Source organism: Hydromonas duriensis, assembly GCF_004363775.1.
Lineage (GTDB): Bacteria > Pseudomonadota > Gammaproteobacteria > Burkholderiales > Burkholderiaceae > Hydromonas > Hydromonas duriensis.
Genome location: NZ_SNZE01000010.1, coordinates 1 through 26,094 on the forward strand (window position 1 = coordinate 1; position 26,094 = coordinate 26,094).

30 protein-coding genes are annotated in these 26,094 nt (G+C 49.4%); 29 read left to right on the top strand and 1 reads right to left on the bottom strand.

Features of this window, described 5'->3' with window-relative positions; genetic code table 11:
- Positions 1-258 precede the first annotated feature (258 nt).
- On the top strand, positions 259-1,842 hold the full coding sequence (gene aceB, locus DFR44_RS05860) for a malate synthase A (RefSeq protein WP_133620030.1): 1,584 nt from the start codon (positions 259-261) through the stop codon (positions 1,840-1,842).
- Positions 1,843-1,947: 105 nt separating this feature from the next.
- Here the strand turns inward: aceB and DFR44_RS05865 are convergent, their stop codons facing one another.
- Entirely contained in the window at positions 1,948-2,529 is a 582-nt protein-coding gene (locus DFR44_RS05865; RefSeq protein WP_133620203.1) for a GbsR/MarR family transcriptional regulator, read from the bottom strand.
- A 247-nt stretch (positions 2,530-2,776) separates the two neighbouring features.
- Here DFR44_RS05865 and DFR44_RS05870 point away from each other — a divergent pair, with 247 nt between their 5' ends.
- The 28 genes from DFR44_RS05870 (at position 2,777) to DFR44_RS06005 (ending at position 26,058) form a co-directional block, all read left to right on the top strand.
- Positions 2,777-3,733, top strand: coding sequence for an ABC transporter ATP-binding protein (locus DFR44_RS05870; RefSeq protein ID WP_133620034.1), 957 nt, complete (start codon positions 2,777-2,779; stop codon positions 3,731-3,733).
- The gene (locus tag DFR44_RS05875; protein ID WP_133620037.1) at positions 3,730-4,485 is read left to right on the top strand and encodes an ABC transporter permease; all 756 of its coding nucleotides are present in this window, start codon (positions 3,730-3,732) and stop codon (positions 4,483-4,485) included. The genes DFR44_RS05870 and DFR44_RS05875 overlap by 4 nt, the downstream gene beginning before the upstream one ends.
- A gap of 7 nt (positions 4,486-4,492) precedes the next feature.
- A complete protein-coding gene (locus tag DFR44_RS05880; protein WP_133620041.1) occupies positions 4,493-4,744 on the top strand; it encodes a BolA family protein in 252 nt (83 codons plus the stop codon).
- Between the two features lie 25 nt (positions 4,745-4,769).
- Positions 4,770-6,062 (top strand): UDP-N-acetylglucosamine 1-carboxyvinyltransferase, encoded by a 1,293-nt coding sequence (gene murA / locus DFR44_RS05885; RefSeq protein WP_133620044.1) that lies wholly within the window; start codon positions 4,770-4,772, stop codon positions 6,060-6,062.
- 253 nt (positions 6,063-6,315) lie between these two features.
- A complete protein-coding gene (locus DFR44_RS05890; RefSeq protein ID WP_133620046.1) occupies positions 6,316-8,157 on the top strand; it encodes a phosphoenolpyruvate carboxykinase (GTP) in 1,842 nt (613 codons plus the stop codon).
- Between the two features lie 99 nt (positions 8,158-8,256).
- A complete protein-coding gene (locus DFR44_RS05895; protein ID WP_133620049.1) occupies positions 8,257-8,589 on the top strand; it encodes a zinc ribbon domain-containing protein YjdM in 333 nt (110 codons plus the stop codon).
- A 130-nt stretch (positions 8,590-8,719) separates the two neighbouring features.
- Positions 8,720-9,370 carry an ATP phosphoribosyltransferase gene (gene hisG / locus DFR44_RS05900; RefSeq protein ID WP_133620052.1) on the top strand — a complete coding sequence of 217 codons (651 nt, stop codon included), beginning with the start codon at positions 8,720-8,722 and terminating at the stop codon, positions 9,368-9,370.
- Positions 9,367-10,026, top strand: a complete 660-nt coding sequence (locus DFR44_RS05905) for a glutathione S-transferase family protein (protein ID WP_133620055.1) — start codon at positions 9,367-9,369, stop codon at positions 10,024-10,026. The genes hisG and DFR44_RS05905 overlap by 4 nt, the downstream gene beginning before the upstream one ends.
- A 91-nt stretch (positions 10,027-10,117) precedes the next feature.
- Positions 10,118-11,431 carry a histidinol dehydrogenase gene (gene hisD / locus DFR44_RS05910; protein WP_133620056.1) on the top strand — a complete coding sequence of 438 codons (1,314 nt, stop codon included), beginning with the start codon at positions 10,118-10,120 and terminating at the stop codon, positions 11,429-11,431.
- Positions 11,432-11,441: 10 nt separating this feature from the next.
- Entirely contained in the window at positions 11,442-12,062 is a 621-nt protein-coding gene (locus DFR44_RS05915; protein WP_133620058.1) for an FABP family protein, read from the top strand.
- 171 nt (positions 12,063-12,233) lie between these two features.
- Positions 12,234-13,202 carry a putative phage abortive infection protein gene (locus tag DFR44_RS05920; RefSeq protein ID WP_133620060.1) on the top strand — a complete coding sequence of 323 codons (969 nt, stop codon included), beginning with the start codon at positions 12,234-12,236 and terminating at the stop codon, positions 13,200-13,202.
- Positions 13,199-14,323, top strand: coding sequence for a histidinol-phosphate transaminase (hisC, locus tag DFR44_RS05925; RefSeq protein WP_133620062.1), 1,125 nt, complete (start codon positions 13,199-13,201; stop codon positions 14,321-14,323). The genes DFR44_RS05920 and hisC overlap by 4 nt, the downstream gene beginning before the upstream one ends.
- 46 nt (positions 14,324-14,369) lie before the next feature.
- Positions 14,370-14,969 carry an imidazoleglycerol-phosphate dehydratase HisB gene (gene hisB / locus DFR44_RS05930; protein ID WP_133620206.1) on the top strand — a complete coding sequence of 200 codons (600 nt, stop codon included), beginning with the start codon at positions 14,370-14,372 and terminating at the stop codon, positions 14,967-14,969.
- 54 nt (positions 14,970-15,023) lie between these two features.
- Positions 15,024-15,587 carry a hypothetical protein gene (locus DFR44_RS05935; protein WP_133620064.1) on the top strand — a complete coding sequence of 188 codons (564 nt, stop codon included), beginning with the start codon at positions 15,024-15,026 and terminating at the stop codon, positions 15,585-15,587.
- A gap of 44 nt (positions 15,588-15,631) precedes the next feature.
- Complete coding sequence (locus DFR44_RS05940) at positions 15,632-16,255, top strand: MarC family protein (protein ID WP_133620066.1); 624 nt, start codon at positions 15,632-15,634, stop codon at positions 16,253-16,255.
- 13 nt (positions 16,256-16,268) lie between these two features.
- Positions 16,269-16,907, top strand: coding sequence for an imidazole glycerol phosphate synthase subunit HisH (hisH, locus tag DFR44_RS05945; RefSeq protein ID WP_133620068.1), 639 nt, complete (start codon positions 16,269-16,271; stop codon positions 16,905-16,907).
- Positions 16,908-17,014: 107 nt separating this feature from the next.
- Positions 17,015-17,758, top strand: a complete 744-nt coding sequence (gene hisA / locus DFR44_RS05950; protein WP_133620070.1) for a 1-(5-phosphoribosyl)-5-[(5-phosphoribosylamino)methylideneamino]imidazole-4-carboxamide isomerase — start codon at positions 17,015-17,017, stop codon at positions 17,756-17,758.
- A gap of 2 nt (positions 17,759-17,760) precedes the next feature.
- Positions 17,761-18,531: an imidazole glycerol phosphate synthase subunit HisF gene (gene hisF, locus DFR44_RS05955; RefSeq protein ID WP_211336907.1), complete on the top strand. Its 771-nt coding sequence runs from the start codon at positions 17,761-17,763 to the stop codon at positions 18,529-18,531.
- Positions 18,532-18,588: 57 nt separating this feature from the next.
- Complete coding sequence (gene hisI, locus DFR44_RS05960) at positions 18,589-19,005, top strand: phosphoribosyl-AMP cyclohydrolase (protein WP_133620072.1); 417 nt, start codon at positions 18,589-18,591, stop codon at positions 19,003-19,005.
- A gap of 32 nt (positions 19,006-19,037) precedes the next feature.
- On the top strand, positions 19,038-19,391 hold the full coding sequence (locus tag DFR44_RS05965; RefSeq protein ID WP_162845178.1) for a phosphoribosyl-ATP diphosphatase: 354 nt from the start codon (positions 19,038-19,040) through the stop codon (positions 19,389-19,391).
- Between the two features lie 18 nt (positions 19,392-19,409).
- Complete coding sequence (locus DFR44_RS05970) at positions 19,410-19,787, top strand: histidine triad nucleotide-binding protein (RefSeq protein ID WP_133620075.1); 378 nt, start codon at positions 19,410-19,412, stop codon at positions 19,785-19,787.
- Between the two features lie 121 nt (positions 19,788-19,908).
- Positions 19,909-20,148 carry a Sec-independent protein translocase subunit TatA gene (tatA, locus tag DFR44_RS05975; RefSeq protein WP_133620078.1) on the top strand — a complete coding sequence of 80 codons (240 nt, stop codon included), beginning with the start codon at positions 19,909-19,911 and terminating at the stop codon, positions 20,146-20,148.
- Positions 20,149-20,163: 15 nt separating this feature from the next.
- A complete protein-coding gene (gene tatB, locus DFR44_RS05980; protein WP_133620080.1) occupies positions 20,164-20,679 on the top strand; it encodes a Sec-independent protein translocase protein TatB in 516 nt (171 codons plus the stop codon).
- 130 nt (positions 20,680-20,809) lie between these two features.
- A complete protein-coding gene (gene tatC / locus DFR44_RS05985; RefSeq protein ID WP_246012063.1) occupies positions 20,810-21,529 on the top strand; it encodes a twin-arginine translocase subunit TatC in 720 nt (239 codons plus the stop codon).
- 47 nt (positions 21,530-21,576) lie between these two features.
- Complete coding sequence (gene pyrE, locus DFR44_RS05990) at positions 21,577-22,245, top strand: orotate phosphoribosyltransferase (RefSeq protein ID WP_211336908.1); 669 nt, start codon at positions 21,577-21,579, stop codon at positions 22,243-22,245.
- Between the two features lie 158 nt (positions 22,246-22,403).
- On the top strand, positions 22,404-23,924 hold the full coding sequence (locus DFR44_RS05995) for an ABC transporter ATP-binding protein (RefSeq protein ID WP_133620086.1): 1,521 nt from the start codon (positions 22,404-22,406) through the stop codon (positions 23,922-23,924).
- A 44-nt stretch (positions 23,925-23,968) separates the two neighbouring features.
- The gene (locus DFR44_RS06000; protein WP_133620088.1) at positions 23,969-25,075 is read left to right on the top strand and encodes an ABC transporter permease; all 1,107 of its coding nucleotides are present in this window, start codon (positions 23,969-23,971) and stop codon (positions 25,073-25,075) included.
- An 11-nt stretch (positions 25,076-25,086) separates the two neighbouring features.
- Positions 25,087-26,058, top strand: coding sequence for an ABC transporter permease (locus DFR44_RS06005; RefSeq protein WP_133620090.1), 972 nt, complete (start codon positions 25,087-25,089; stop codon positions 26,056-26,058).
- The last annotated feature ends 36 nt before the right edge of the window (positions 26,059-26,094 follow it).

Consider the following 26,094-nt stretch of genomic DNA (forward strand, 5'->3'; position numbering starts at 1 on the left):
CTCTTTGAGTTGGGGGTTTTTTATTGACTTCATCATGTATTCTCATTCAATAGGAAAAATATATAAAATCTTATTGGCATACCTCTCAGGCTAAATCTATAACTTTTAGCATTATTTCGATTGCCTTCATTCTTCATTTGTTGCGCTTGGTTTTAGATATTTTTCCACTTGTTTTTCTTGTAAAGAATATCAAGCATACTATTGCGCAAAAGTCTTATATAAGACATAATACAAATATATTTTATATAGGAGCTTATCATGGCGATTTCTCTTCCAATCGGTATGCAAATCAATGCGCCCGTAACTGTTGATTTTGCAGGAATTTTGACTTTTGATGCGTTAAGTTTAGTTGCTGATTTGCATCGTGAGTTTGCACCGAGAAGGACCGAGCTTTTACGCTCGCGCATTGAGCGTGTGAAGGCTTTGGATAATGGTGGGCGTCTCGATTTTCTGCCTGAGACTAAAAATATACGAGAGGGCGCATGGAAGGTTGCCCCAATTCCGTCTGCATTACAATGTCGTCGGGTTGAAATTACTGGGCCTGTCGAACGTAAGATGATTATTAATGCCCTAAACTCAGGGGCCGATGCCTATATGTCTGACTTTGAGGACTCAAACGCACCCAGTTGGCACAATCAAATTCAAGGCCAAATTAACTTGTATGATGCGATTCGTCGTCAAGTGGATTTTGAGACCAATGGTAAGACTTATAGATTAAATGACCAAACTGCAACTTTATTGGTTCGACCAAGGGGCTGGCATTTAGATGAGAAGCATGTGCTAGTGGATGGTGAGCGTGTTTCGGGTGGTTTGTTTGATTTTGCTTTGTACTTTTTTCATAATGCCAAAGAGTTGCTGGCACGCGGTGCGGGGCCTTATTTTTATTTACCGAAAATGGAAAGTCATTTGGAGGCGCGTCTATGGAACGACGTGTTTGTTTATACTCAAAAGCGACTGGGTATTGCGCAAGGCACCATTAAAGCCACTGTTTTGATTGAAACCATTACGGCGGCATTTGAAATGGATGAAATTTTATATGAACTACGCGAGCACAGTGCGGGTTTGAATGCGGGGCGTTGGGATTACATTTTTTCATGTATCAAAAAATTCAAAAACAACCCCGATTTTTGCCTAGCAGATCGCTCACAAGTGACGATGACAGCTCCGTTTATGCGGGCTTATGCTTTGTTATTGGTTAAGACGTGCCATAAACGAGGTGCGCCAGCGATGGGTGGTATGAGTGCGCTGATTCCAAGTAAAACAGATGTCGATGCCAATGAGCGCGCATTTGCGGGTATTCGTAATGACAAGTTGCGAGATGCCAACGATGGGTATGATGGTGGCTGGGTTGCGCATCCTGGATTGGTTGATGTGGCCATGGCAGAGTTTGTTAAAGTATTAGGTGATAAGCCGAATCAGTTTGAAAAACAGCGAGATGATGTAACGGTCAAGGCGGCGGATTTATTGAATTTCCAACCAGAAGCACCCATTACGGAGGCTGGCTTACGCAATAACATCAATGTGGGTATTCACTATCTCGCTGCATGGCTTGATGGCAACGGGTGTGTGCCAATCCACAACTTAATGGAAGATGCGGCAACGGCGGAAATTAGCCGTTCTCAGGTGTGGCAATGGATTCGTTCCGACAAAGGTGTGTTGGATGATGGGCGCAAGGTAACGGTGGAGTTGGTGCATCAAATGGTGGCAGAAGAGACCTCTAAAGTTTCATCCGCCTTGCAAGGGTTGGCGACGGTTACGCGCGCGGCGGAGATTTTTTCTGACATGAGCACGCGAGAGGATTTTGTAGAGTTTCTAACTTTGCCTTTGTATGAAGAATTTTGATAAGGCATGCAGTAAAAAAACGCATTAAAAAAAACCACCATACCAAATTGGTGGTTTTTTCAATTTTATTTTGAAACCTCAATAACAAAAGTCGGCATCGGGCGATTACTCGCTCGTCGATTTGCTTTTTTTTGAGGCGCGCACATTTTTGAAGCTCAGTTTATCGGTTATATCAAGTACGCCTTTGACCTGCATGCCCAGCTTCATCAAGCGTGCCATTTCTTCTATGCTCATGTCTTGTAGTTCATCAAACCATGAATTTGCCAACTCAAACAAATCGCTCATTTTGCGGATTTGCTCTTGAGCATGAACTTCTGCGGCATTGCTCGGGGTTTCGAGGAGTGCTTCGCGGACTACGGTTGCGGTGGGTTGAATCTCGCGCCGATGCCGTTCGGCAGCGACTGTGCGAAAAATCTCCCAAATATCGCTCAAACTTGAAAAGTACTCTCGACGGTCGCCGACTTTGTGAGTCATTTTGATGAGTCGCCAGCTGTTGAGTTCCTTTAAACCGATGCTGACATTCGAGCGTGAAAAGCCGAGCAACTCGCTAATACGTTCCGCGGGCAGAGGCTCTTCAGCAATGTAAAGCAGTGCATAAATTTGGCCGACGGTGCGATTGATGCCCCAGTGACTGCCCATTTCACCAAAGTGACTGACAAATTTTTGAGAAATCGGTGGTAAAGACATCATGATGCGCTTTCTAGGTGATATGTTGGTATTTCATACATGCGTGACGGTCCGAAAAAGCATAGTCGCAAGTATAGGGTAAGGCAATGAATAAATACCAAGCATTTTTTTATGGAAATAAAAAACAACAAAACATACTTTTAATTTGTAATTCTAAATCAAGAGAGACAAAGGCATCGTAGACAACGTCTTTGTCGCATTTTGCTTTCGGCGTATAATGGGCGTTTTATACTTTTGAGGCTCCCATATGAATGCGGTACAGCCAGCAATTGAGGTTAATCGTGTGGTCAAACGTTACGGCGACTTGACCGCGCTCAACGATGTAAGTTTTACGGTTCGACAAGGCGAATTTTTTGGTTTGCTCGGCCCTAATGGTGCGGGTAAAACCACGTTAATTTCCAGCATGGCGGGTTTGGTGCGCCCCAGTGCGGGCAGCGTTAAAATCATGGGCTGTGATGCCCATCAAGATTATCAAAATGCCCGTCGTCAACTTGGCGTGGTGCCACAAGAGTTGGCCTTTGACCCGTTTTTTACTGTTCGCGACACCCTGCGCTGGCAATCTGGCTATTTTGGCTTAAAGAATAATGATGCATGGATTGATGAGTTGTTACACCATTTGGGTCTGAGCGATAAAGCCAATGCCAATATGCGTCAACTATCGGGAGGGATGAAGCGGCGCGTATTGGTTGCGCAAGCCTTGGTGCATCGTCCACCCGTGATGATTCTGGATGAGCCGACGGCTGGGGTTGATGTGGAATTGCGCCAAACATTATGGCAGTTTGTCTCGCGCTTGCACAAAGAAGGTCACACCATTGTTTTGACCACGCATTATTTGGAAGAGGCGGAGCAGTTGTGCGAGCGCATCGCCATGCTTAAAAAAGGTGAGCTGATTGCGCTGGACCGCACCAGTGCATTGCTGCAGCAATTGGCTGGAGTGCAGTTGAGTATCAAATTGCACAACACGATTCATCCGCAAGCCTTAAGTGAGCAGGTGCGCCAGACATGCGCACAAGCGAGCGAAGTTCAGCCGCAAGATAAGCTCAGTTTTACGCTCAAAAAAGCCAATGAGGTGGAGGCGGTACTGACGGCCGTGCGCTTGGCGGGCGGCGAATTGGAGGATGTCAAAGTGTCACAAGCAGATTTGGAAGAGGTATTTGTACGCATGATGCAGACCGATGCTCGTGTACAGGAGGTGTTGTCATGATTGGCATGTGGACATTGTTTTTAAAAGAAGTGCGTCGTTTTTGGAATGTTGCGTTTCAGACCGTAGCGGCTCCTGTCATCACGGCCTTATTGTATTTGATGATTTTTGGACAATTATTGCAAAATCACGTAAAAGTCTATGGCTCAATTGATTACACTCAATTTTTGGTGCCAGGCTTAATTATGATGAGCGTACTGCAAAATGCTTTTGCCAATACCTCATCCTCATTGATTCAATCTAAAATCACGGGGAATTTGGTGTTCTTGTTGCTCTCTCCGCTCACGCCCGTACAAATGTTTTTGGGCTATATCGCCGCCTCAGTGGTACGCGGGGTTGCAGTTGGCGCGGGCGTGATGTTGGTGACGGTTTGGTTTGTTGATGTACAGATTGCACATCCGTTGTGGGTTGTTTTGTTTTTAGTTGCGGGTGCATCCTTAATGGGAACTTTGGGGTTGGTTGCAGGCATCTGGGCTGAAAAATTTGACCAATTGGCCGCTTTTCAAAACTTCATTATCATGCCCGCGACGTTTTTGTCGGGCGTGTTTTATTCGATTGAATCTTTACCGCCTTTTTGGCAAAAACTCTCTCATTTCAATCCGTTTTTCTATATGATAGACGGCTTTAGGTATGGCTTTTTTGGACAATCCGATGTCTCGCATTGGCGCAGCATCGGCATCGTTTTAGGCGCACTGTTGGCGCTGGCCACGTTCGCGTTGGGCATGCTCAAGCGCGGTTATAAATTAAGACATTAAGTTAAATATGAATCACCCCACTCCAGAACAAATTAAAGGCTTTATTCTTGCAGGCTTGTCTTGCGAGCACATCGAGATTGATGGCGACGGTCGACATTTTTACGCGACGATTGTGTCATCTTCATTTGAAGGTCAACGCACGTTGGCGCGTCAACGTGCGGTATACGCTGTACTGGGCGAACGCATGGATGAGCAAATTCATGCGCTGTCCATGAAAACCTATACGCCAGCAGAATGGCAAAACAAACAAAACCCATAATCACAAAAAATATAGAAAGACAGTCATGGAACAACTGAAAATCACAGGGCACCCCAACCTCCGTTTGAAGGGCGACATCCGCGTGGGCGGCGCAAAAAATGCGGCGTTACCCATCATGTGCGCAACTTTATTGACCCATGAACCCGTGCAATTGCGAAATGTCCCTTCTTTGCGCGACATTAACACCACCATGAAATTGCTGCGTGAATTGGGTGTGTCTGTTTCTGAGTTGCAGCATGACAAAGTGACTGTGCAGGCCTACGGCACGATTAGCACCAAAGCGACGTATGAGCTGGTGAAAACCATGCGTGCCTCGATTCTGGTGCTTGGGCCTTTGTTGGCGCGTTTTGGTGAAGCGTGGGTGTCGTTGCCGGGTGGTTGCGCGATTGGTGCGCGTCCTGTCGACCAACACATCAAAGGTCTACAAGCAATGGGTGCGCAGATTACCATTGAGCACGGGTATATTCATGCGAAAGCACCTGAAGGCGGTCGTCTCAAAGGCGCGCGCATTGTGACCGATATGATTACGGTAACGGGCACAGAAAATTTATTGATGGCCGCGGTGCTCGCTGATGGTGAAACCGTGCTCGAAAATGCTGCATGCGAACCTGAAGTCACCGATTTGGCGAAAATGCTGGTGAGCATGGGGGCTAAAATCGAAGGCATCGGCAGCAATCGCTTGATGATTCAAGGCGTTGAGCGTTTACATGGCACGACGCATTCGGTGGTATCTGATCGCATTGAAGCGGGGACGTTCTTGTGCGCGGTGGCCGCAACGGGGGGCGATGTGCGCTTGACCCATGTTGACCCAACGATTATGGATGCGGTGTTGGATAAGCTGCGTGAAATTGGCGTTGAACTTGAAGTGGGTGACACTTGGATTCGCGCCAAAATGGACGCTCGTCCAAAACCTGTGAGTTTTCGTACCACGGAGTACCCAGGTTTTCCGACCGACATGCAAGCGCAGTTTATGGCCGTGAATGCCATTGCCAACGGCACCTCTCGCGTCACTGAAACCATTTTTGAAAATCGTTTCATGCACGTGCAAGAAATGAACCGCCTTGGCGCCAATATTGTCGTCGATGGTCACACCGCCATCACGGAAGGCGTTGAATCCACCGCGTTATCAGGTGCAATGGTTATGGCCACTGATTTGCGCGCTTCCGCCAGCTTGGTGATTTTGGGCATGGTGGCCGAAGGCACGACCATTGTTGACCGAATTTACCACCTTGACCGTGGCTACGAGCGCATGGAAGAAAAATTAGCCGCAGTGGGAGCCACGATTGAGCGGGTAAGTGGCATGGGTGAAGAGATTTAATGGTTGAAATCAAGATAAAAAATGCGTCCGAAAGGGCGCTTTTTTTATATGAAAAACGTCTGCTGTGGCTTGACGATGGTTGCGCTTAGACGCCGCCATTCGCACGTATTTTTTAGTGGAAATATTTAAATAAATCAAGTTTTTCACCAAAAAGCGGAAGCCTTGCTCTGAATGTCAGCTTATGTCAGGCAAAAGTCAATGCCAATCGTTACAATGGCGCATCACATTTTAATTTTATTTTTTGGAGTTTTTTATGAATCCTTTAGCTGCGCCAGCTGCATACATCCGTCATCAAAAACTACTGAGTTGGGTCGCCGAAATGGTCGCTCTATTAGAGCCAGCCGCGGTACATTGGTGTGATGGTTCACAGTCTGAGTACAATGCTTTGTGTGAGCAGCTCGTCGCCGCGGGCACGATGAAACGATTGAACCCAGCCCTGCGCCCCAACTCATTTTTGGCGTTAAGCGACCCATCTGATGTGGCGCGAGTTGAAGACCGTACATTTATTTGTAGCCAAAACCAAGATGACGCAGGCCCAACTAATAATTGGATGGCACCCGATGACATGCGCGCCACATTGAATCCTTTGTTCAAAGGCAGTATGCGCGGTCGCACCCTGTACGTCATCCCATTTTCGATGGGGCCTTTGGGTTCCAATATTGCACACATCGGCGTCGAGTTGACGGACAGCCCTTATGTGGTCATCAACATGAAGCTCATGACCCGCATGGGGCGTGCGGTCTATGACGTGTTGGGCGAGGCGGGTGAATTTATTCCGTGCGTTCATACCGTCGGTAAACCTCTGGTCGCGGGCGAAAAAGATGTGGCATGGCCATGCAATCCCGACACCAAATACATTGTTCACTACCCTGAAACCCGTGAAATCTGGTCGTATGGTTCAGGCTACGGCGGTAATGCTTTGCTGGGCAAAAAATGCTTGGCTTTGCGCATTGCTTCAGTCATGGGGCATGAGCAAGGCTGGCTCGCTGAACACATGTTGATTCTTGGTGTCACCAACCCGCAAGGTGTTAAAAAACATGTGGCTGCCGCATTCCCCTCAGCGTGTGGTAAAACCAATTTTGCCATGTTGATACCGCCCGCAGGTTATGAGGGTTGGACGGTGACCACGATTGGTGACGACATTGCGTGGATTAAACCCGCCGCAGACGGCAAATTGTATGCCATCAACCCTGAAGCGGGTTACTTCGGTGTCGCACCTGGCACAAATGAAAAAAGCAACCCCAATTGCATGGCGTCGCTCAAGTCTGACGTGATTTTCACCAACGTCGCATTAACCGACGATGGTGACGTATGGTGGGAAGGTTTAACCAAACAAGCCCCCGCGCACCTGATTGACTGGCAAGGCAAGGATTGGACGCCCGCCGATGGTGACGCAGGTCGTAAGGCCGCGCATCCAAATGCGCGCTTCACCGTCGCCGCCACCAACAACCCTGCCTTAGATGCTGAATGGGACAACCCTGCGGGCGTGGCAATTGATGCTTTCATTTTTGGCGGTCGTCGTTCAAATACCGTGCCACTCGTGACCCAAGCGCGTAACTGGAGCGAAGGCGTGTATATGGCAGCGACCATGGGTTCAGAAACCACCGCCGCCGCCTTTGGTGCGCAAGGCGTGGTTCGTCGTGACCCATTTGCCATGCTGCCGTTCATGGGTTACAACATGAGCGATTACTTTGCGCATTGGCTCAACATGGGCGAGCAGCTACAAGCACGGGGCGCGACCTTGCCGCACATTTTCTGTGTCAACTGGTTCCGCAAAGACGCGGACGGACAATTTGTCTGGCCGGGTTTTGGTGACAACATGCGCGTGCTTGAATGGATGCTCACGCGCAATGACAACGGCGCAGCGCAAGGTGTCGAACATTTCTTCGGCTTAAGCCCTCGTTATGACGACTTAAACTGGCAAGGCAGCGATTTCAGCCGCGCCGCATTCGACGCCATCATGGACATGGACAAGGCCGACTGGCAAGCCGAAGTGAAACTGCATGCCGAGTTATTTGCAACCTTAAGTCAGCGAATGCCCGCAGCATTGCCTAAACGACTCGAAAGCCTGACGGCGCAAGTCGAAGCCCTGTAAAATAAGGGAAAAACGCATCTAGCTTAAGGCAAACTTATGACAAACGGCTTGCGTCATGCAAGCCGTTTATATTTTAAATCCTCACATAGAAAGCCGATTATGACTTCTCCTGCATGCCCTATTTGTCGCCAGCCCAATACGTACCCAGATGGCGAGCTCATTATTTGTGCCGACTGCGGTCATGAGTGGAGCGTTGGCGAAGCCGTCGCCGTCGACGAAGGCCGCGTGACTCGCGATGCCAACGGCAACACATTGATTAATGGCGACTCGGTGATTCTCACCAAAGACCTTAAAGTGAAAGGCAGCTCAATCGTCATTAAAAAAGGGACAAAAGTAAAAAACATTCGTATTGTGGACGGCGACCACGATATTGACTGCAAAGTCGATGGAGTGGCGTTATCGCTCAAGTCTGAGTTTTTGAAAAAAGCCTAAACATGCAAAACATCTGATGAATTAAAGTCGCTAAAGCCATACAAAAATCCCATGAAATCAAGGTTTCATGGGATAATTTACTTTTTATGTACCGCAGCATGTGCGGACAACTTTCTCAAGCGAATCTCTCATGTTGACCCTTGCCCTCTCCAAAGGCCGAATCTTTACCGAAACTTTACCCATGCTCCGCGCGGCAGGCATTGAAGTGCTGGAAGACCCAGAACGCTCACGTAAACTGATTTTGCCGACCAACGATGCGCAATTGCGCGTCATTATTGTCCGTGCCTCTGATGTGCCGACTTACGTGCGTTACGGCGCAGCCGATTTTGGCGTGGCGGGCAAAGACACCCTCTTAGAAACGGGTTTAGACGGATTGTATAGCCCGATTGACCTGCAAATTGCCAAATGTCGCATGGCGGTTGCGGTTAAAAATGGCTTTGATTATCAAGCCGCGGTCGGCAGTGGCGCACGCATCCGTGTCGTCACCAAATACGTAGAAACCGCCAAACACCATTTCGCCGCAAAAGGCATGCACGTTGATTTAATTAAGCTGTACGGCTCGATGGAACTCGGCCCGCTGGTTGGCTTGGGCGATGCGATTGTTGACTTGGTGAGCACGGGCGGCACCTTGCGTGCGAATGATTTGGTCGAGGTGGAACACATTTGCGACATTTCATCCCGCCTCATCGTCAATCAAGCCTCTTTGAAATTAAAAGCGGCACGCTTGCGCCCGATTCTCGCGGCATTTGAGGCTGCGTCCCAGTCAAAGGCGTCATCATGATTAAATTGCATTATTCGCCCACAGATGCGTCCATGACGCCGCATATTATTTTAGAGGAATTGGGCTTGCCTTTTGAATTGGTCTTGGTTGACCGTCAAGTCAATGCACAAAAATCCAAAGAATATCTACAGTTGAACCCGAACGGCACCATTCCCACGTTGGTACACGATGATTTGGTTCTGTTTGAAACAGCGGCAATTGCCATTTATTTGGCAGAGCTAAAGCCGCAAGCGGGGCTTGTGCCAAATGTAGGCACTACAGAACGAGGCGAATTTTATAAGTGGATGTTTTGGTTGGCGAATACATTTCACTCAACGCTGATGCCTTATTTTTATGCTGAACGTTGGGTCGATGCTGGCAATGAGCTTGGGGCGGCAGAAGTGAAGTCGCATGCGCAAGCGCGTGTGAAAAACTTGTTGAGCATTTTGGACAACGAATTGGCGCGGCGCGGTCAAGATTATTTGCTTGGCGAGCAGTTTAGCGTTGCGGACGTGTATGCGTTTATGCTGTGCCGTTGGACGCGTCACTTTAATGCGGACGTATGCCCACCCGCGCGCGATTGGACGCATATTCGCCCCTATCTTGAGCGAATTTTAGCTCGACCTGCGGTACAACGCGTGTACGCCAAAGAAAATATTGTTGCGCCATTGATTTAAAGCGGGCTGAGTACGCTTGCTTGAGTTGGCGGCATGATTGTTTGCGCAGTAAAATTAAATTCCGTTTTTAAATTTTTTCAAATAGAACATTATGACTTCAGTCAATATTCCTGTTTATCAAACCACCGCGCCTGATTTCAATCAGCAACTCCAAACCCGTCTCGCCTTTGACGACTCCACCGATGCGGGCATTCAATCCGCCGTGACCGACATCATCGCGGCGGTACGTGCGCGAGGTGACGATGCGGTTGTTGAATTGACCAACAAGTTTGACCGCATTCATGCGCAATCCATGGCGGAATTAACGCTGACGCAGGCGGATTTAAAAACCGCGTTCGATGGCTTAAGCGACGCGCAACGCCAAGCCTTACAAGCCGCCGCCAGCCGTGTGAAACAATATCATGAAGCGCAAAACGCAGAGTGCGGCAAAAGTTGGCAATACACCGAAGCCGATGGCACGATGCTCGGGCAAAAAGTCACACCACTGGATCGCGTGGGCATTTATGTCCCTGGCGGTAAGGCGGCGTATCCATCCTCTGTCTTGATGAATGCAATTCCTGCGCATGTGGCGGGTGTCGAGCACATCATCATGGTCGTGCCCACGCCCGACGGCGTTCGCAACCCGCTGGTGCTCGCGGCCGCCTACATTGCGGGTGTAAGCACGGTCTTTACCATCGGCGGGGCGCAAGCCGTGGCGGCTTTGGCGTATGGCACGGCGAGCGTGCCGCGTGTGGATAAAATTGTCGGCCCCGGCAACGCCTTTGTCGCCGAAGCCAAGCGGCGCGTGTTTGGGCAAGTCGGCATTGATATGATTGCAGGCCCGTCCGAAATTTTAATTATCGCCGATGGCACGACCGACCCCGACTGGGTGGCGATGGACTTATTCAGCCAAGCCGAACATGACGAATTGGCGCAGTCTATCTTGTTGTGTCCAGACGCCGATTATGTCGAAAAAGTCCGCGCCAGCATCAATAAACAGATTGAAACCATGCCCCGCGCCGACGTCATACGCGCCTCGCTCGAAGGACGCGGCGCACTCATCGTCACCCGCAGCATGGACGAAGCATGCGACATCAGCAACACCATCGCGCCCGAACACTTAGAAATTTCAGCGCTCAACCCCGCACAATGGGCGGATAAAATTCGTCACGCAGGCGCAATCTTTATGGGCGCATACACCTCCGAATCCCTCGGCGACTACTGCGCAGGCCCGAACCACGTCTTGCCCACATCAGGCACAGCGCGGTTCTCATCGCCGCTCGGCGTGTACGACTTTCAAAAACGCTCATCATTGATTCACGTCAGCGAACAAGGTGCCAACACTTTAGGCAAAATCGCTGCCACCCTCGCCCACGGCGAAGGCTTGACCGCGCACGCACGCAGTGCCGAAATGCGTTTGAAATAAGGGAGCGAACATGACGCAAGACATCTACACCGAACCACACCCGATTGACTTTAACACTCTCGCCAACCTCGGCCCCCTCGCGCCGATGGCAGGCGTATGGCGCGGCGAACGCGGACTGGATGTCAAGCCGAAAGCCGAAGGCCCAAAAAAACAAGCCTACATCGAAAACATCAGCTTACAACCGATTGACCCACAAACCAACGGCCCGCAACTGCTCTACGGCCTGCGCTACCACACCCACATCACCAAACCCGACAACGTCAAAACCTATCATGACCAAATCGGCTACTGGCTGTGGGAACCCGCGACCCACACCATCATCCACACACTCACCATCCCCCGTGGGCAAGTCGTCATGGCGGTGGGCAAAGCCGCGTCCGATGCCAAAACATTTGAACTCATCGCCACCAACGACGATGTGAATTTTGGCATTCGCTCCGCACCGTTCATCGAAGACAACTTCAAAACGGTAGAATTTAGAATCAAAGTCACGATTCACGACGACGGCACATGGGGTTACGAAGAAGACACCGTGATGATGATTAAAGGACAAACCGAGCCGTTTCATCATATGGATAAAAACCTGCTGCATAAAGTGGCTGAAGCGACGCCGAATCCGACGGCGGAATAAATTGCAGAAAACGCTAATTTTGTCTTAGGGCATGTTGAAACCATAGATATTCTTCATGCCTGTTCCATACGCCCGTTCCTCAAGTAAGAGGATTGTGAATCAAGCCAGCAACGATGCATTTTATGATTGATGGTTTGGAATATAGTAGTTTAAAAATATCAGAAAGTAGGCATGGGAAAAAACATTTGCGATAAGGTTAAACAATATTGGGTTTTGTTGTTAATGTTAGTGTTGCTCGGTCTTGCAGTTGTTGCAGCGACGTTTTTAGTTCGTTGGTATGTGGGTTCTATTGGGAATGAATTTTTAGAATCCTTAACGAAGAATCTTGAAGAACGAAGCGATTTTGGAACTGTTGGCGATTTTTTTGGTGGATTGTTAGGGCCAACATTCTCCTTTTTAGGCTTAATCATGCTTTTGGTGACGCTTTGGCAAAATCAAGTCGAATTGCGTATGACGCGAGATGAGTTAAGTGGTTCAAAAGAAGCTTTACAAGCGCAAGCGAATGCAGCTGATAAACAACGCTTTGAAAATACGTTCTTTGCGTTGTTAGAGCAGCATAATGTTTTGTTGAATTTAATCTTAACTGAGAGATTGACTTATGGTTCGGATAGTAGGCCAAAAACAGAGGTTTCGATTGTAAATGAGTTGTTTGAAAAAATATTCGGAGAACAGACTTTGTCTCATGGCCACGGAAATGAGTTGTACTCATTACAAAAAGCAAAAGAAGCATTGCTTAAATCTGACCCCAAAATTAACCAATATTTTCGAGTGCTGTTTCAGCTTTTGAAATTTGTAAAGCGGCTAGATGTGGATGGAGCTGGGTATGCAACTCCTGATGAGAAGCTTTATACAAACATTGTACGTTCATTTCTTACAAGAGAGCTGTATTTCTTGTTGGCATTAAATGCGTCCATATTGAGCGAAAATGACATTTATGTTTCGTATCATAATTTGATTGTGAGATACCAGTTCCTAGAACATATGCCAATAAGGTTGTCTTTGAATATTTATGGTGAAAACATACATTTATTTAATGAACTCATCAACCATTACCCTGCTTACGCATGGGGTGATAACGAAAGCTACATACCCACAAAAGAGAAGCTAACAAAATACTTTTTAGACTGGCAAAATCAATGATTAACCTTACATCTGAAACCCGCTTACTTAACAACATCCGCCCCGACATCCTCGCCATGTCCGCTTATCACGTCCCTGACGCGAGCGGTTTGATTAAGCTCGATGCGATGGAAAATCCTTATGTGTTGCCTGATGAGTTGAAAGCCAAGCTCGGGGCGCGTTTGGCGGCGTTGGCATTGAACCGTTATCCTGTGCCGACGTACTCGGGTTTGGTGACGGCGTTGCGCGCGTATGCGCACATCCCTGAGTCGTCTGGTGTGATGTTGGGCAATGGTTCGGATGAGTTGATTCATCTGTTGTCGATGGCGGTGTCAAAAGCGGGTGAACGGGTGACGGTGCTTGCGCCTGCGCCGAGTTTTGTGATGTATCGCGCGTCGGCGTTGCTGAATCATGTGGACTACGTTGAGGTGGATTTACAAAAGCGCGATGGCGTGAATGGGGTGTCGTTTCAGTTGGATGTGCCTGCCATGACGGCGGCGATTTCGACGCATCGACCTGCTTTGGTGTATTTGCCTTATCCGAATAATCCAACTGGGGCGGCGTTTGAGCGTGCGGATATGTTGGCGGTGATGGCGGCGGCGCAGGCGGTGGGTGCGCTGGTGGCGGTGGATGAGGCGTATCAGCCGTTTGCAGATTTCACTTGGATGAGTGAGCTGGCGCGGTTTGAGCATATGTTGGTGGTGCGCACGGTGTCAAAACTGGGCTTGGCTGGGGTGCGTCTGGGCTATATGGCGGGGGGCGCGGATTTGATTGCCGAGCTGGATAAGGTGCGTCCGCCGTATAATATCAATGTGTTGACAGAAGCCGCGGTGAGTTGCGTGCTTGAGCATGTCGATGTGTTGGAGGCGCAGGCGCAACAGATTCGTGAGACGCGGGCGGTGCTGGTGTCGGCTTTGCAGTCGATGAAGGGCGTGCGGCCTTTTGATACGCAAGCGAATTTTGTGTTGGTGGAATTTGAACGCGATGCGAATGAGGTGTTTGAGGGCTTGAAAGCGCGTGGTGTGTTGGTGAAAAACATGACGAAGGCGCACCCGATGTTGAGCCACGCGCTGCGTCTGACCGTGGGTTCGCAGAGCGAAAATGCGCAGTTGTTGGATGCGCTGAATGATATTTTGAAATGAAGCATAACAAACGTAATAAAACGTAAAAACGTAAGGATTTGACATGATGACCCCTCGTACTGCTGAAGTCACCCGTAATACTTCTGAAACTCAAGTGCGCATTGCACTTAATTTGGATGGCACGGGCGTGGCTAAACTCAATTCGGGCGTGCCTTTTTTGGATCACATGCTTGACCAAATTGCCCGCCATGGCTTAATCGACCTTGAGGTGGTGGCCACGGGCGATACGCACATTGACGACCATCATACGGTGGAAGATGTCGGCATCACGTTGGGGCAGGCGATTGCGCAAGCGGTCGGCGATAAAAAAGGCTTGACGCGTTATGGGCACTCGTATGTGCCGTTGGATGAGGCGTTGTCGCGCGTGGTGATTGATTTTTCGGGTCGCCCAGGTTTGGAGTTTCATGTGCCGTTTACGCGTGCGCGCGTGGGGAATTTTGATTTGGATTTGTCGATTGAGTTTTTCCGAGGTTTTGTCAATCACGCGGGCGTGAGTTTGCATATTGATAATTTGCGTGGCGTCAATGCGCATCACCAAATTGAAACGGTGTTTAAAGCCTTTGGCCGTGCGTTGCGCATGGCGTTGATGATTGATGCTCGTGCGGCGGATCAAATTGCTTCGACCAAAGGTCGCTTGGTGGGTTAAGTTGGGTTAAGCCGTTTGTTTAACGGTCTTTTTTAAATTTGTTTTGGGGTGGGCATGTCAAAAATCTTTGTGGATGCCAATTATCGTTTTATTGCAGCGTATCAAGAAGTCAATGCGCGCATTGTTCAACGCCAGCAGGCGTTGGCGTTGTACGTGACGTTGGTCGTTAGTTTATTGGCGGCGTTGGTGGCTTTGCGCACCAGCGCGGGCAGCGAGTCAACGCCTGTTGAATGGTTGATGTTGGGCTTTCCTTTGGCTTCGTTTTGTTTGGCCTTGTTAAATTACAAAGCGGAACGCGCCATCACGAATTTACGCACGTTCTTGGCGATGATGGAGCAGCTGGACAACGCTCATCTGACTTTACCCAGCTATAACACCGAGCCTCGCTGGTCGATGGGCGCGAACAAAGCACGACGTTTTCATGATTTGGCGACGGCTGTGTTGGCGGCGGGTGGCAATGCGATTGGCTTGGGCGCAGCGTGGCGAATTTACCCCGAACGTGTCGCACATGCGAGCGGCTTTTTCTATTTAAGCGTTGCTTTGGCGGCGATTTCGCTTGTTGTGTTGTTCGTCACTTCACGTTGGAGTTATCGCCCTGAAACCGTTGTTGGGGCTTGAGCCAATTGGCGGGCAATTAATCACATCAAGTTAAATATTTAAATATGGATATTCTTAAAACATTTATTGCATTGCTCGCCTTGATTAATCCGCTTGGCGTGTTGCCCATGTTTATCAGTTTGACGCAAGACCTCTCAGAGAAAGATAAACAGCGCACCATTCGCGCCGCCGCAATGACTGTGGCGACCGTGGTGGCGGTGTGTACATTGCTCGGCGAACAAATTATTGCTTTCTTTGGGATTTCAACTGCGTCGTTGCAGGTCGCAGGCGGTTTGTTGATTTTGTTGATGTCGCTGAATATGTTGAATGCGCAAATGGGCGGCGCACGCACCTCGGCGGAAGAACAAAATGAGGCGGAACACAAAAGCACGCTTGGCGTTGTGCCGTTAGGGATTCCGTTGTTGACAGGGCCGGGTGCCATTTCGACGGTCATTGTGTATGCCAATAAAGCGCAGAAGCCGAGTGAGTATGTGATTTTAATTGGCTGCGGCGTGGTGTTGGCGGTTTTGGTGTGGTTGACGTTGCAATTGGCGCAGCCGATTAATCGCATCATGGGGCGTTCGGGTATCAATATCGCAACGCGAATCATGGGTTTGTTGGTGGCGGCGGTGGCGGTTGAGTTTATCGTTGAGGGATTGAAAAACATGTTGCCAGCTTTGGCGGGATGATGAGTGCATTTTTATGACAACAGTAGCGATTTTAGATTATGGAATGGGCAATTTGCGCTCAGTGGCGCAGGCGATGCGCACGGCCGCACCCGAAGCCCAAGTGATGATTACGAGCGACCCTGAGCAGGTGCGCGCGGCGGAACGTTTGATTTTGCCTGGGCAAGGAGCCATGCCTGATTGCATGGCAAATTTGCGCACCAGTGGTTTGTTGGAGGCGTTGAGCGAAGGGGCAAAAACCAAACCCTTGCTGGGCGTGTGCGTGGGTGAGCAAATGTTGTTTGGTGCGGCAGAAGAGGGCAACTCGCATGGTTTGGGCTGGTTAGATGGTTCGGTGGTGAAGTTTCAGCTCAATGAGGCCGTGGATGCCAATGGTGCAAAGCTCAAGGTCCCGCACATGGGCTGGAATCGCGTGAACCAAACGCGAGCGCACGCGCTGTGGCATGGTGTACCTGACGAGGCGTATTTTTATTTTGTACACAGCTACTATGTGATGCCGAATGATGCGCACTTAACCGTGGGTTCGAGCGTTTATGGCAGTGCGTTTACATGCGCAGTGGCGCATGATAATATTTTCGCCACTCAATTTCACCCTGAAAAAAGCGGGGCTTTTGGTCTACAGTTGTATCGCAATTTTGCCAATTGGCGACCTTGAAATAGGCGGTGTGGATTGAATGGGGTAAGTCAGTTAAAGCCTAGATTGACTTGGATTGAGGTTTTTTAAAATTTTCGTTGAAATTTTGTTGAAAGAAAGTGTTGAATATGTTGTTGATTCCAGCCATTGATTTAAAAGACGGCCAATGCGTGCGCTTGCAGCAAGGCGAGATGGATCGTGTCACAGTGTTTTCTGATGCGCCCGAACAAATGGCCGCGCATTGGGTTGAGCAAGGTGCGCGTCGTTTGCATTTGGTCGATTTGAATGGGGCTTTCGCAGGCAAGCCTGTCAACAAAGCGGCGATTCAGGCGATTTTAAAAACCGTCGGCGATGACATTCCCGTACAAATTGGCGGGGGCATCCGCGATTTAGACACCATTGAACGTTACCTCGACATGGGCATTAAATATGTGATTATCGGCACAGCCGCCGTGAAAAATCCTGGCTTTCTTCAAGATGCGTGTGTGGAATTTGGCGGACACATCATCGTCGGCTTGGATGCCAAAGACGGCAAAGCGGCGACCGATGGCTGGAGCAAAATCACGGTGCATGACGTCACTGACTTGGCGAAAAAATACGAGGACTACGGCGTCAACAGCATCATCTATACCGACATTGGTCGTGATGGCATGTTACAAGGCATTAATATTGACGCGACCGTGAAGCTGGCGCAAGCCTCCACCATTCCCGTCATCGCTTCGGGTGGCTTGTCGAACATGGCGGACATTGATGCCTTGTGTGGCGTGGTCGATGAGGGCGTAGAAGGCGTGATTTGTGGCCGTGCGATTTACTCGGGTGATTTGGATTTTGCTGCAGCGCAAATGCGCGCAGATGAATTATTGAAGGGTTGATTGTGTTAACTAAGCGCATTATCCCCTGCCTAGACGTAAAAGATGGGCGCGTTGTCAAAGGCGTGAATTTTGTTGGCTTGCGCGATGCGGGCGACCCTGTTGAAATTGCCAAACGTTACGACACCCAAGGTGCAGATGAAGTCACTTTTTTGGACATCACGGCGACATCAGACAACCGCGATTTGATTTTACACATCATCGAAGCGGTCGCCGACCAAGTGTTTATTCCGTTGACCGTGGGCGGCGGCGTACGTGCCGTGGCTGATGTACGTCGTTTATTGAATGCAGGTGCAGACAAAGTGGGCATTAACTCCGCCGCAGTCAGTAACCCGCAATTGGTCGCCGATGCTGCGAGTAAATACGGTTCGCAATGTATCGTGGTGGCGATTGATGCCAAGCGTGTTTCAGCTGAGGGCGAGCCGCTGCGCTGGGAAATTTTTACGCACGGCGGGCGCACCCCCACAGGCATTGATGCCGTTGAATGGGCGGTGAAAATGAATCAACTCGGTGCGGGCGAGTTATTGCTGACCAGTATGGACAAAGACGGCACGCGCAGTGGCTTCGACCTCGAATTGACGAGGACTGTTTCAGATGCGGTGAGTATTCCTGTGATTGCGTCGGGTGGGGTCGGTTCTTTGCAAGACTTAGCCGACGGCATTGTGCATGGTCATGCGGATGCGGTGCTGGCCGCCAGTATTTTTCACTTCGGGCAGCATACTGTGCAAGAAGCAAAAACCTTGATGCAGGCTCAGGGTATTGATGTTCGTTTGTGAATTAAACTGAATAAAAGCAAAAAACTGCTGGATAAAACTAGGGAAAAAAGGCGTAAAATGTCTAGTGAATTAGAAACATACAAACCGATACTTGAGCGCATTCGGTGGGATCAAAATGGCTTGGTTCCTGTCATCGCACAAGATGCCGTTAGCGGAACCGTGCTGATGTTTGCATGGATGAACCATGAGGCGTTGGCAAAAACGATTGAGCTTAAGCGCGCGGTGTATTTTTCTCGTTCGCGAAAAAAATTGTGGTTTAAAGGCGAAGAGTCGGGGCATGTGCAACACGTGAAATCGTTGCGTATGGATTGTGATCAGGATGTGTTGTTGTTGCAGGTTGAGCAAGTCGGTGGAATTGCCTGCCATACGGGGCGCAACAGTTGTTTTTTTGAGGCGTATGATTGGCAGGCACACACTTGGTTTGTGGATGCGCCTGTATTAAAAAATCCTGACGATATTTACGATACAAAGTAGGCATGGCGCAACTCGCGCAACTAGGAGAGCTTATGCAGCATCAAATTGAAAGTGTTCTCAATGAGTTGGGACTCATCATTGAGTCGCGCAAAGGGGGGAACTCGGAGTCTTCGTATGTGGCTCGATTGTTTAATAAAGGTGAAGACACCATCTTAAAAAAGGTGGGTGAAGAATGTACGGAAGTGGTGATTGCCGCCAAAGGCGGGCATCCTTATCAAATTATTTATGAAACGGCCGATTTGTTGTTCCACGTCATGGTCATGTTGTCGCATTACAACTTAAGTTTGGACGATATTGCTCGTGAGTTGGCTCGGCGTGAGGGCATGTCGGGCTTGGAAGAAAAGGCCAGTCGTAACGACAGTCCGCTCGATGGTAAATCGATTTAACTAACCGCATTGGAGTGCATGATGAGCGAGCATAGCGAGAACTGTATTTTTTGCAAAATCATAGCAGGGCAAATTCCCGCAAAAAAAGTGCATGAGGACGATGAAATCATTGCTTTTCATGACATTAACCCAGCCGCGCCCCTGCATTTGTTGATTGTACCGAAAACACATATCGAAACCCTAGCCGATGTTCGACCCGCGGATGAGGCTGTTTTAGGTAAAATGATGGCGATTGCGCCGCGTTTGGCTTTTGAAAATGGTGCGCCGCCGATGCCAGAGGGCGGCTTGCGCGTCATTATGAATGTTGGCCCAAGCGGCGGGCAGGAGGTGTATCATATCCACTTGCACGTATTGGCGGGCGATAAACCTTGGCGTGGTTTTGCGCAGGGCATATGATTCGCACGCAGGTATGAGGCAATGGATGAAGCGAATTGTTTGGCTTCGTTCATCCCGTCAATGGATTTTAATCACGGAAAATGTGTTGTATTTTTTCGTATGGCTTAAATAAGGAAAGACAATGGGCAGCTTTGGCATTATGCATTGGTTGGTTGTTTTATTGGTTGTGGTCTTGGTTTTTGGTACCAAAAAATTGCGCAATATGGGCGAAGATTTGGGCTCTGCGGTCAAAGGCTTTAAAGACGGCATGAAAGGCGAAGACAGTAAAACCAATCCGAATCAAGACGCCGCTTTGACGCATCAACACGACAGTAATAACGTTATTGATGTGCAAGCGCGTGACCATCAGCCTAAATCTTAATTGTGAAGTCACACTGTGTTTGATTTAGGTATATCTAAGCTGGTTGTCATCGGCGTGGTCGGTTTGATTGTGCTCGGCCCTGAGCGTTTACCTAAGGTGGCGCGAGTGGCGGGTACTTTGTTTGGCCGAGCGCAGCGGTATTTGCGTGACGTCAAAGATGAAGTGGCGCGAGACATGTCGTTGGCTGAACTCAAAGAAATGGGGCGTGCCGTTAATCAAGACTTGGCCAGCGTGCAAAGTGACATCCAAAAAACGTGGCATGACGCACAAGCAGGGTTAACGGACTTAAATGCAGCCGATGCGCCCAAGTCTTATTCGGATAGCGGCGCGCGGCAACGCATGTACCCATCTGCACCGACGCGTTCACAACGCACGGGTCGCGCACATTGGCGCGTCAAAACAGGGCGCACCCCAGCGTGGTTCAAACAACATCATAAAATCCGCCACAGCTTGAGCACCGAAGCGGCGCGCATGAGCAAACATCGCCGTTATGCCGCTCACATTCAGCAATCTAAACACTCCTTTTTTTAATGAGTTCAATGGCAAATGATGCAGCAAAATTCGCTGTACGACTTAACTTTGATTTTCAGATATGACCAACACCATTTTGCCGCCACCTAAAACCGATTCTGATAACGCCGCCAATAATTTGACAGGCTGGATGTCGCATTTGGTTGAGTTGCGTGAGCGTTTGGTTAAAAGTGCGTTGGCGGTATTGGTTATTTTTTTGGTACTGTTGTACTGGCGCAATGATGTGTTTACGCTGTTTTCTAAACCGATGATGGACAGCTTGCCTCAGGGTGCGCGAATGATTTCGACCGAGGTCACCTCGAATTTTTTTGTGCCATTGAAGTTTGTTCTGTGGGTCTCATTCGTGCTGGCATTGCCCGTGGTGCTGCATCAAGTGTGGGCATTTGTTGCCCCTGGTTTATATCGACATGAAAAACAATTGGTCGTGCCGATTATTGTGTCCAGTTATATTTTGTTTTTGCTCGGCACCGCATTTGCTTTTTTCTTTGTCTTTCCAACCGTGTTTAAATTCATGGCTGCGCTCACGCCGCTTGGGGTTGAGATGGCGACGGATATTGATAACTATTTGGGTTTTGGCTTAACGCTGTTTTTAGCATTCGGCCTCACATTTGAAGTCCCCGTGGTTGTGATTGTGCTGGTGCGTTTAGGCATGGTGAGCTTGCAGCAGTTAAAAAATGCGCGACCCTATGTGATTGTAGGGGCATTTGTGATTGCCGCCATCGTCACGCCGCCTGATGTGATGTCGCAACTTTTGCTCGCCGTGCCGTTGGTGCTGTTGTACGAAGTGGGTGTTTTCTTTGCGCGCTGGGTAAGCCCGAAAGCCGACGGCAGTCAGGCGCGTGATGCATAAGTTCATTATGCAAAATTTGTTTTTTAATGTTTTTTATTGAGAGATTTATGTCAGTTGCTCAACAATTTATCGAGTTTGCCGTCGCGCAAAACGTCTTGCGTTTTGGTGAATTTAAAACCAAGGCAGGGCGGTTGTCGCCTTATTTTTTTAATGCAGGTTTGTTTTATGACGGCGCGAGTTTGAATCAGTTGGCGAATAGCTACGCCGATGTGTTGTTGGAAAAACGCGCGGCGGGTTTTGAATTTGACGCCTTATTTGGCCCTGCCTATAAAGGCATCACCTTGGCGGCGGCCACATCCATGGCTCTGGCGCAAAAAGGGCACAATGTGCCTTATGCGTACAACCGCAAAGAAGTGAAAGACCACGGTGAGGGCGGCAGTTTGGTGGGTGCGCCCTTGGCAGGTCAGCGTGTGGTGATTGTTGATGATGTGATTTCAGCGGGTACGTCTGTTCGCGAGTCGGTTGAGATGTTGCGGGTGGCTGGGGCGACGCCTGTGGCGGTGCTCATTGCGCTCGATCGCATGGAAAAAAGTGGTACGGCGGATGATGTGGGCGCGTGTTCAGCCGTGCAAAATGTTGAGAAAGAATACGGCTTGCCTGTGTTTGCAATTGCCAATTTGATGGATTTGATGACGTATTTAAATCGACAAGATTCGGCAACGCTCGGGCAGTACCGCGAGCAAGTTGCCAATTATCGCGCTCAGTATGGCGTTTAACTATTTGATGTATAAAAAGACCTCCCGCTCTTGAGAGGTCTTTTTTAATGCCATTTCAGCCGTCGATTTGTTAAAATGCTGCTTTTCAAGGGACTTGTGGCCGAGGTTTTGAGTAGCGGTCTCATGCCCCGAATGCCTATTCTCACCTTCCTCACATTATGACCCCAGCCCGCCTTAAACTCAATGGTATGACCAAAACTTACGGCAGTATGCGTGCCAACGATGATATCTCGCTGGAAATTGCCGCAGGCGAAATTCATGCCTTGTTGGGCGAAAACGGCGCGGGCAAGTCGACGCTGATGAAAATGATTTATGGTGTGACTCGCCCAGACGCAGGCGTGATTGAGTGGAATGGCCAGCCTGTGACCATTAACAGCCCAAAAGATGCGCGTGCGCTCGGTATCGGCATGGTGTTTCAACACTTCTCCTTGTTTGAAACGCTAACGGTGGCGGAAAACATTGCATTGGCGATGGACGAGCAAGTGTCTTTGGACGCGTTGTCCGCGCGGATTATTGAAGTCTCTGAACATTATGGTTTACCGATTGCACCGCAACGCTTGGTGCATCACCTTTCGGTCGGCGAGCGTCAGCGCGTGGAAATCGTGCGTTGCTTATTACAAAATCCAAAACTGTTGATTATGGATGAGCCCACCTCTGTGTTGACGCCGCAGGCGGTTGAAAAGTTATTTGAAACCTTACGCTTACTGGCGGCGGAAGGTTGTAGCATCGTATACATCAGCCATAAACTCGACGAAATTCAAGCCTTGTGTCATCACGCGACTGTTTTACGTCACGGTCAAGTGTCGGGCACATGCCAACCTAAAGACGAAACCGTTGCGCACTTGGCGCAAATGATGATTGGGCAAAGCTTGCCGCACTATGAGCATAGCAAAGTCACGTTGGGTGAAGAGCGATTGTCTGTTAAGCATTTATCCATAGCAACCGATGACCCTTTCGGAGTGAGTCTAAACGATGTCAGTTTTTCGGTGCGGGCGGGCGAGATTCTTGGCATTGCGGGCATCTCGGGTAATGGTCAAGCCGAGCTGCTCGCCGCTTTGTCGGGTGAGCGCACCAGTCAGGCAGAAATGATTCACATGCTGGGCTGTGACGCAGGGCATTTACGCCCAATGCAACGCCGCCAGCTTGGTTTGGGGCTGTGTTTCGTACCCGAAGAGCGGCTAGGCAAAGGCGCAGTGCCTGCGATGAGCTTGGCAGAGAACGCCTTGCTCACCGCCTATTCTTCAATGCCCAATATGCTCAGTAAAGGCATGATGCAACTGCGCGTGATTCGTGATTTTGCTGAACGTTGCATTGAGCGATTCAAAGTTAAATGCGACAGTGCCGACAGTTTGGCCAGCAGTTTATCGGGTGGTAATTTGCAAAAGTTCATCATGGGGCGTGAAATAATGCTCGCGCCTGCGCTTATGGTCGTTGCGCAGCCGACTTGGGGGGTGGATGTCGGTGCAGCCACATTTTTACGCCAACAATTATTGGACTTGGCGGCGCAGGGCGTGGCGATTGTCTTGTTGTCTGAAGAATTGGATGAAATTTTTCAAGTTGCCGACCGCATCGCGGTATTGGCGCAAGGGCGTTTATCGCCCGCAGTGGATATTGACAGCACAACGCCTGACCAAATCGGTGTATGGATGTCGGGTTTGTTTGAAACAGATGCGGCGTGAGTGCGGCACTGGTGTGTTGATTTTAAGGTTGAGAAAGTAAATTCATGGCGTTGTCATTTAAATTAATTCCTCGCGAAGCCCCTTCGTTGAAAATGCAGGTGCTTGTGCCAATCTTGGTGACGGTTTTGACTTTGCTGTCGGGGTTGGCGGTATTTGTGGCCATCGGGGTGGATGTCAGTGATGCCTTTAAGGCTTATTTCATTGAACCGTTGTCGACCATCAATGGTGTGTCGGAATGGTTGCTTAAGGCGTTGCCCTTGTGTTTGATTGCCTTGGGCTTGGCGGTGGCGTATCGGGCGAATGTGTGGAACATCGGTGCGGAAGGTCAATTGGTCATGGGCGGGATTTTTGCCACGGCGACCATGGTGCTTTTACAAAACAGCGTGCACTCGGGCTGGTTGGCGGTGTTGATGGTGCTTGCGGGTGCGTTGGGTGGCATGTGGTGGGCCTCATTGGCGGCTTGGATGCGGACGCGATTTAACGCCAATGAAATTTTAACCACTTTGATGTTGGTCTATGTCGCGCAAAATATTTTGCAATATTTATTGGTTGGCTCGGCCGCGAGCACCGCATTGTTGCAAGACCCAAATGGCGCAGGTTTTCCGCAGTCGGCCACGTTCCCTCTGGAAGCCACCTTGCCTTTGTTGGGCTCATCAATTGCATTATTTGAGGGCACGCGTTTAAATGTTGGCGTTGTTTTAATTGTGTTGGCTGTGCCCTTGTTTTGGTTGTTGATTCACAAAAGTTTTGTGGGTTACCAAATGCGTGTGGTTGGTTTAGCCCCCGCAGCGGCGAATTATGCGGGCTTTAGCAGCTCGCGTTTGATTTGGTTGGCGATGTTGGTCAGTGGGGCGATGGCGGGTTTAGCGGGTGCGCTCGAGTTGGTCGGCCCTGTCGGGCAGTTGCAAGATTCGTGGCGACCTGGCTACGGTTTTACCGCCATTATTGTGGCGTTTTTAGGGCGATTGAATCCAATTGGAATTGTGGTCGCTGCGTTGCTCATGGCGTTATTGATGCTCGGCGGTGAGGCGTTGCAATTGGCGATGTCGTTGCCGAAGTCCGTCAGCAGTTTGTTTCAGGGCTTGTTGTTGATATTTTTGCTGGGGGCAGATGTGTTGGTCAATTATCGTATTGTTAAACAAAAATCATAGGCTGGATGGACATGGATATTTTTTTAGCCAGTTTGATTTCAAGCGTATTGCTCGCCGCCATTCCTTTGGTTTTGGCAGGCATGGGTGAGTTGATTACCGAAAAATCAGGCGTACTCAACTTGGGTGTTGAAGGCATGATGTTGATGGGCGCGGTGTCGTCGTTTGCGGTGACGTTATGGACAGGCTCGGCTTGGCTTGGCGTGCTCACGGGCGTGCTGGTTGGCATGTTGGCCGCGTTTTTATTTGCGTTTTTAGTGGTGCGCTTGTTGACTAATCAAGTGGCGACAGGTTTGGCCTTGACCATTTTAACCACAGGTCTGTCTGCGTTGTTGGGCATCAAGTTTGTGGGGCAGTCTGTCGAGGGGTTTTCAGCGGTTTCAATTCCCGTGTTGTCCGAGATTCCTGTTGTGGGTGAGTTTTTTAAACAATCTATTTTGGCATACGTGTCGATTGCTTTGGTTGTGTTTTTGGCGTGGTGGTTGTATCACACGCATTCAGGTTTGCTGTTGCGAGCGGTTGGCGAGTCGCCACATTCTGCACATGCCATTGGTTTTAATGTGGTTAAAGTGCGGTATGCCGCAACAGTTTTAGGCGGTGCATTGTCGGGTTTAGCGGGTGCTTTTATCGCGCTGGTGCAGTTTAAAGCGTGGCAAGAAGGGATAACGGGCGGCGTGGGTTGGATTGCGGTTGCCTTGGTGGTTTTTGCCACATGGCATCCGAGCCGCTTGATTTTTGGTGCGTTGTTGTTCGGCTTGATGCGTTCGATGGGTTTTGCGGTGCAAGCGGCGAATGCCTCGGTGCAGGAGTTGCTTGAGAGAAGCTCGGCGGTGACGCAAAGTGTTTTGGGCTTTTTAACCAACTCGCAAGTGCTCAATGCCTTGCCTTATATCGCCACCGTGGTGATTTTGTGTTGGATTTCGCGTGATTGGCAAAAAATCAAACTCAATGCGCCTGCGTCTTTGGGGCAGATTTACAATGATTGAAATGTGCGTTGCCTTGTGTTGATTTGTGTTTTACCT

Excerpts from the sequence above, each read along its gene's own strand:
- hisC (WP_133620062.1), top strand. The coding sequence starts at position 13,199 with ATGATTAACCTTACATCTGAAACCCGCTTACTTAACAACATCCGCCCC.
- DFR44_RS05995 (WP_133620086.1), top strand. The coding sequence starts at position 22,404 with ATGACCCCAGCCCGCCTTAAACTCAATGGTATGACCAAAACTTACGGC.
- DFR44_RS05880 (WP_133620041.1), top strand. The coding sequence starts at position 4,493 with ATGAATCACCCCACTCCAGAACAAATTAAAGGCTTTATTCTTGCAGGC.
- DFR44_RS05895 (WP_133620049.1), top strand. The coding sequence starts at position 8,257 with ATGACTTCTCCTGCATGCCCTATTTGTCGCCAGCCCAATACGTACCCA.
- hisB (WP_133620206.1), top strand. The coding sequence starts at position 14,370 with ATGACCCCTCGTACTGCTGAAGTCACCCGTAATACTTCTGAAACTCAA.
- DFR44_RS05875 (WP_133620037.1), top strand. The coding sequence starts at position 3,730 with ATGATTGGCATGTGGACATTGTTTTTAAAAGAAGTGCGTCGTTTTTGG.
- hisG (WP_133620052.1), top strand. The coding sequence starts at position 8,720 with ATGTTGACCCTTGCCCTCTCCAAAGGCCGAATCTTTACCGAAACTTTA.
- DFR44_RS05870 (WP_133620034.1), top strand. The coding sequence starts at position 2,777 with ATGAATGCGGTACAGCCAGCAATTGAGGTTAATCGTGTGGTCAAACGT.
- hisH (WP_133620068.1), top strand. The coding sequence starts at position 16,269 with ATGACAACAGTAGCGATTTTAGATTATGGAATGGGCAATTTGCGCTCA.
- pyrE (WP_211336908.1), top strand. The coding sequence starts at position 21,577 with ATGTCAGTTGCTCAACAATTTATCGAGTTTGCCGTCGCGCAAAACGTC.
- tatC (WP_246012063.1), top strand. The coding sequence starts at position 20,810 with ATGTCGCATTTGGTTGAGTTGCGTGAGCGTTTGGTTAAAAGTGCGTTG.
- hisD (WP_133620056.1), top strand. The coding sequence starts at position 10,118 with ATGACTTCAGTCAATATTCCTGTTTATCAAACCACCGCGCCTGATTTC.
- DFR44_RS05935 (WP_133620064.1), top strand. The coding sequence starts at position 15,024 with ATGTCAAAAATCTTTGTGGATGCCAATTATCGTTTTATTGCAGCGTAT.
- DFR44_RS05915 (WP_133620058.1), top strand. The coding sequence starts at position 11,442 with ATGACGCAAGACATCTACACCGAACCACACCCGATTGACTTTAACACT.
- hisI (WP_133620072.1), top strand. The coding sequence starts at position 18,589 with ATGTCTAGTGAATTAGAAACATACAAACCGATACTTGAGCGCATTCGG.
- tatA (WP_133620078.1), top strand. The coding sequence starts at position 19,909 with ATGGGCAGCTTTGGCATTATGCATTGGTTGGTTGTTTTATTGGTTGTG.
- DFR44_RS06000 (WP_133620088.1), top strand. The coding sequence starts at position 23,969 with ATGGCGTTGTCATTTAAATTAATTCCTCGCGAAGCCCCTTCGTTGAAA.
- hisA (WP_133620070.1), top strand. The coding sequence starts at position 17,015 with ATGTTGTTGATTCCAGCCATTGATTTAAAAGACGGCCAATGCGTGCGC.
- aceB (WP_133620030.1), top strand. The coding sequence starts at position 259 with ATGGCGATTTCTCTTCCAATCGGTATGCAAATCAATGCGCCCGTAACT.
- DFR44_RS05940 (WP_133620066.1), top strand. The coding sequence starts at position 15,632 with ATGGATATTCTTAAAACATTTATTGCATTGCTCGCCTTGATTAATCCG.
- DFR44_RS05920 (WP_133620060.1), top strand. The coding sequence starts at position 12,234 with ATGGGAAAAAACATTTGCGATAAGGTTAAACAATATTGGGTTTTGTTG.
- DFR44_RS05890 (WP_133620046.1), top strand. The coding sequence starts at position 6,316 with ATGAATCCTTTAGCTGCGCCAGCTGCATACATCCGTCATCAAAAACTA.
- DFR44_RS05970 (WP_133620075.1), top strand. The coding sequence starts at position 19,410 with ATGATGAGCGAGCATAGCGAGAACTGTATTTTTTGCAAAATCATAGCA.
- DFR44_RS05965 (WP_162845178.1), top strand. The coding sequence starts at position 19,038 with ATGCAGCATCAAATTGAAAGTGTTCTCAATGAGTTGGGACTCATCATT.
- murA (WP_133620044.1), top strand. The coding sequence starts at position 4,770 with ATGGAACAACTGAAAATCACAGGGCACCCCAACCTCCGTTTGAAGGGC.
- DFR44_RS06005 (WP_133620090.1), top strand. The coding sequence starts at position 25,087 with ATGGATATTTTTTTAGCCAGTTTGATTTCAAGCGTATTGCTCGCCGCC.
- DFR44_RS05865 (WP_133620203.1), bottom strand. The coding sequence starts at position 2,529 with ATGTCTTTACCACCGATTTCTCAAAAATTTGTCAGTCACTTTGGTGAA.
- DFR44_RS05905 (WP_133620055.1), top strand. The coding sequence starts at position 9,367 with ATGATTAAATTGCATTATTCGCCCACAGATGCGTCCATGACGCCGCAT.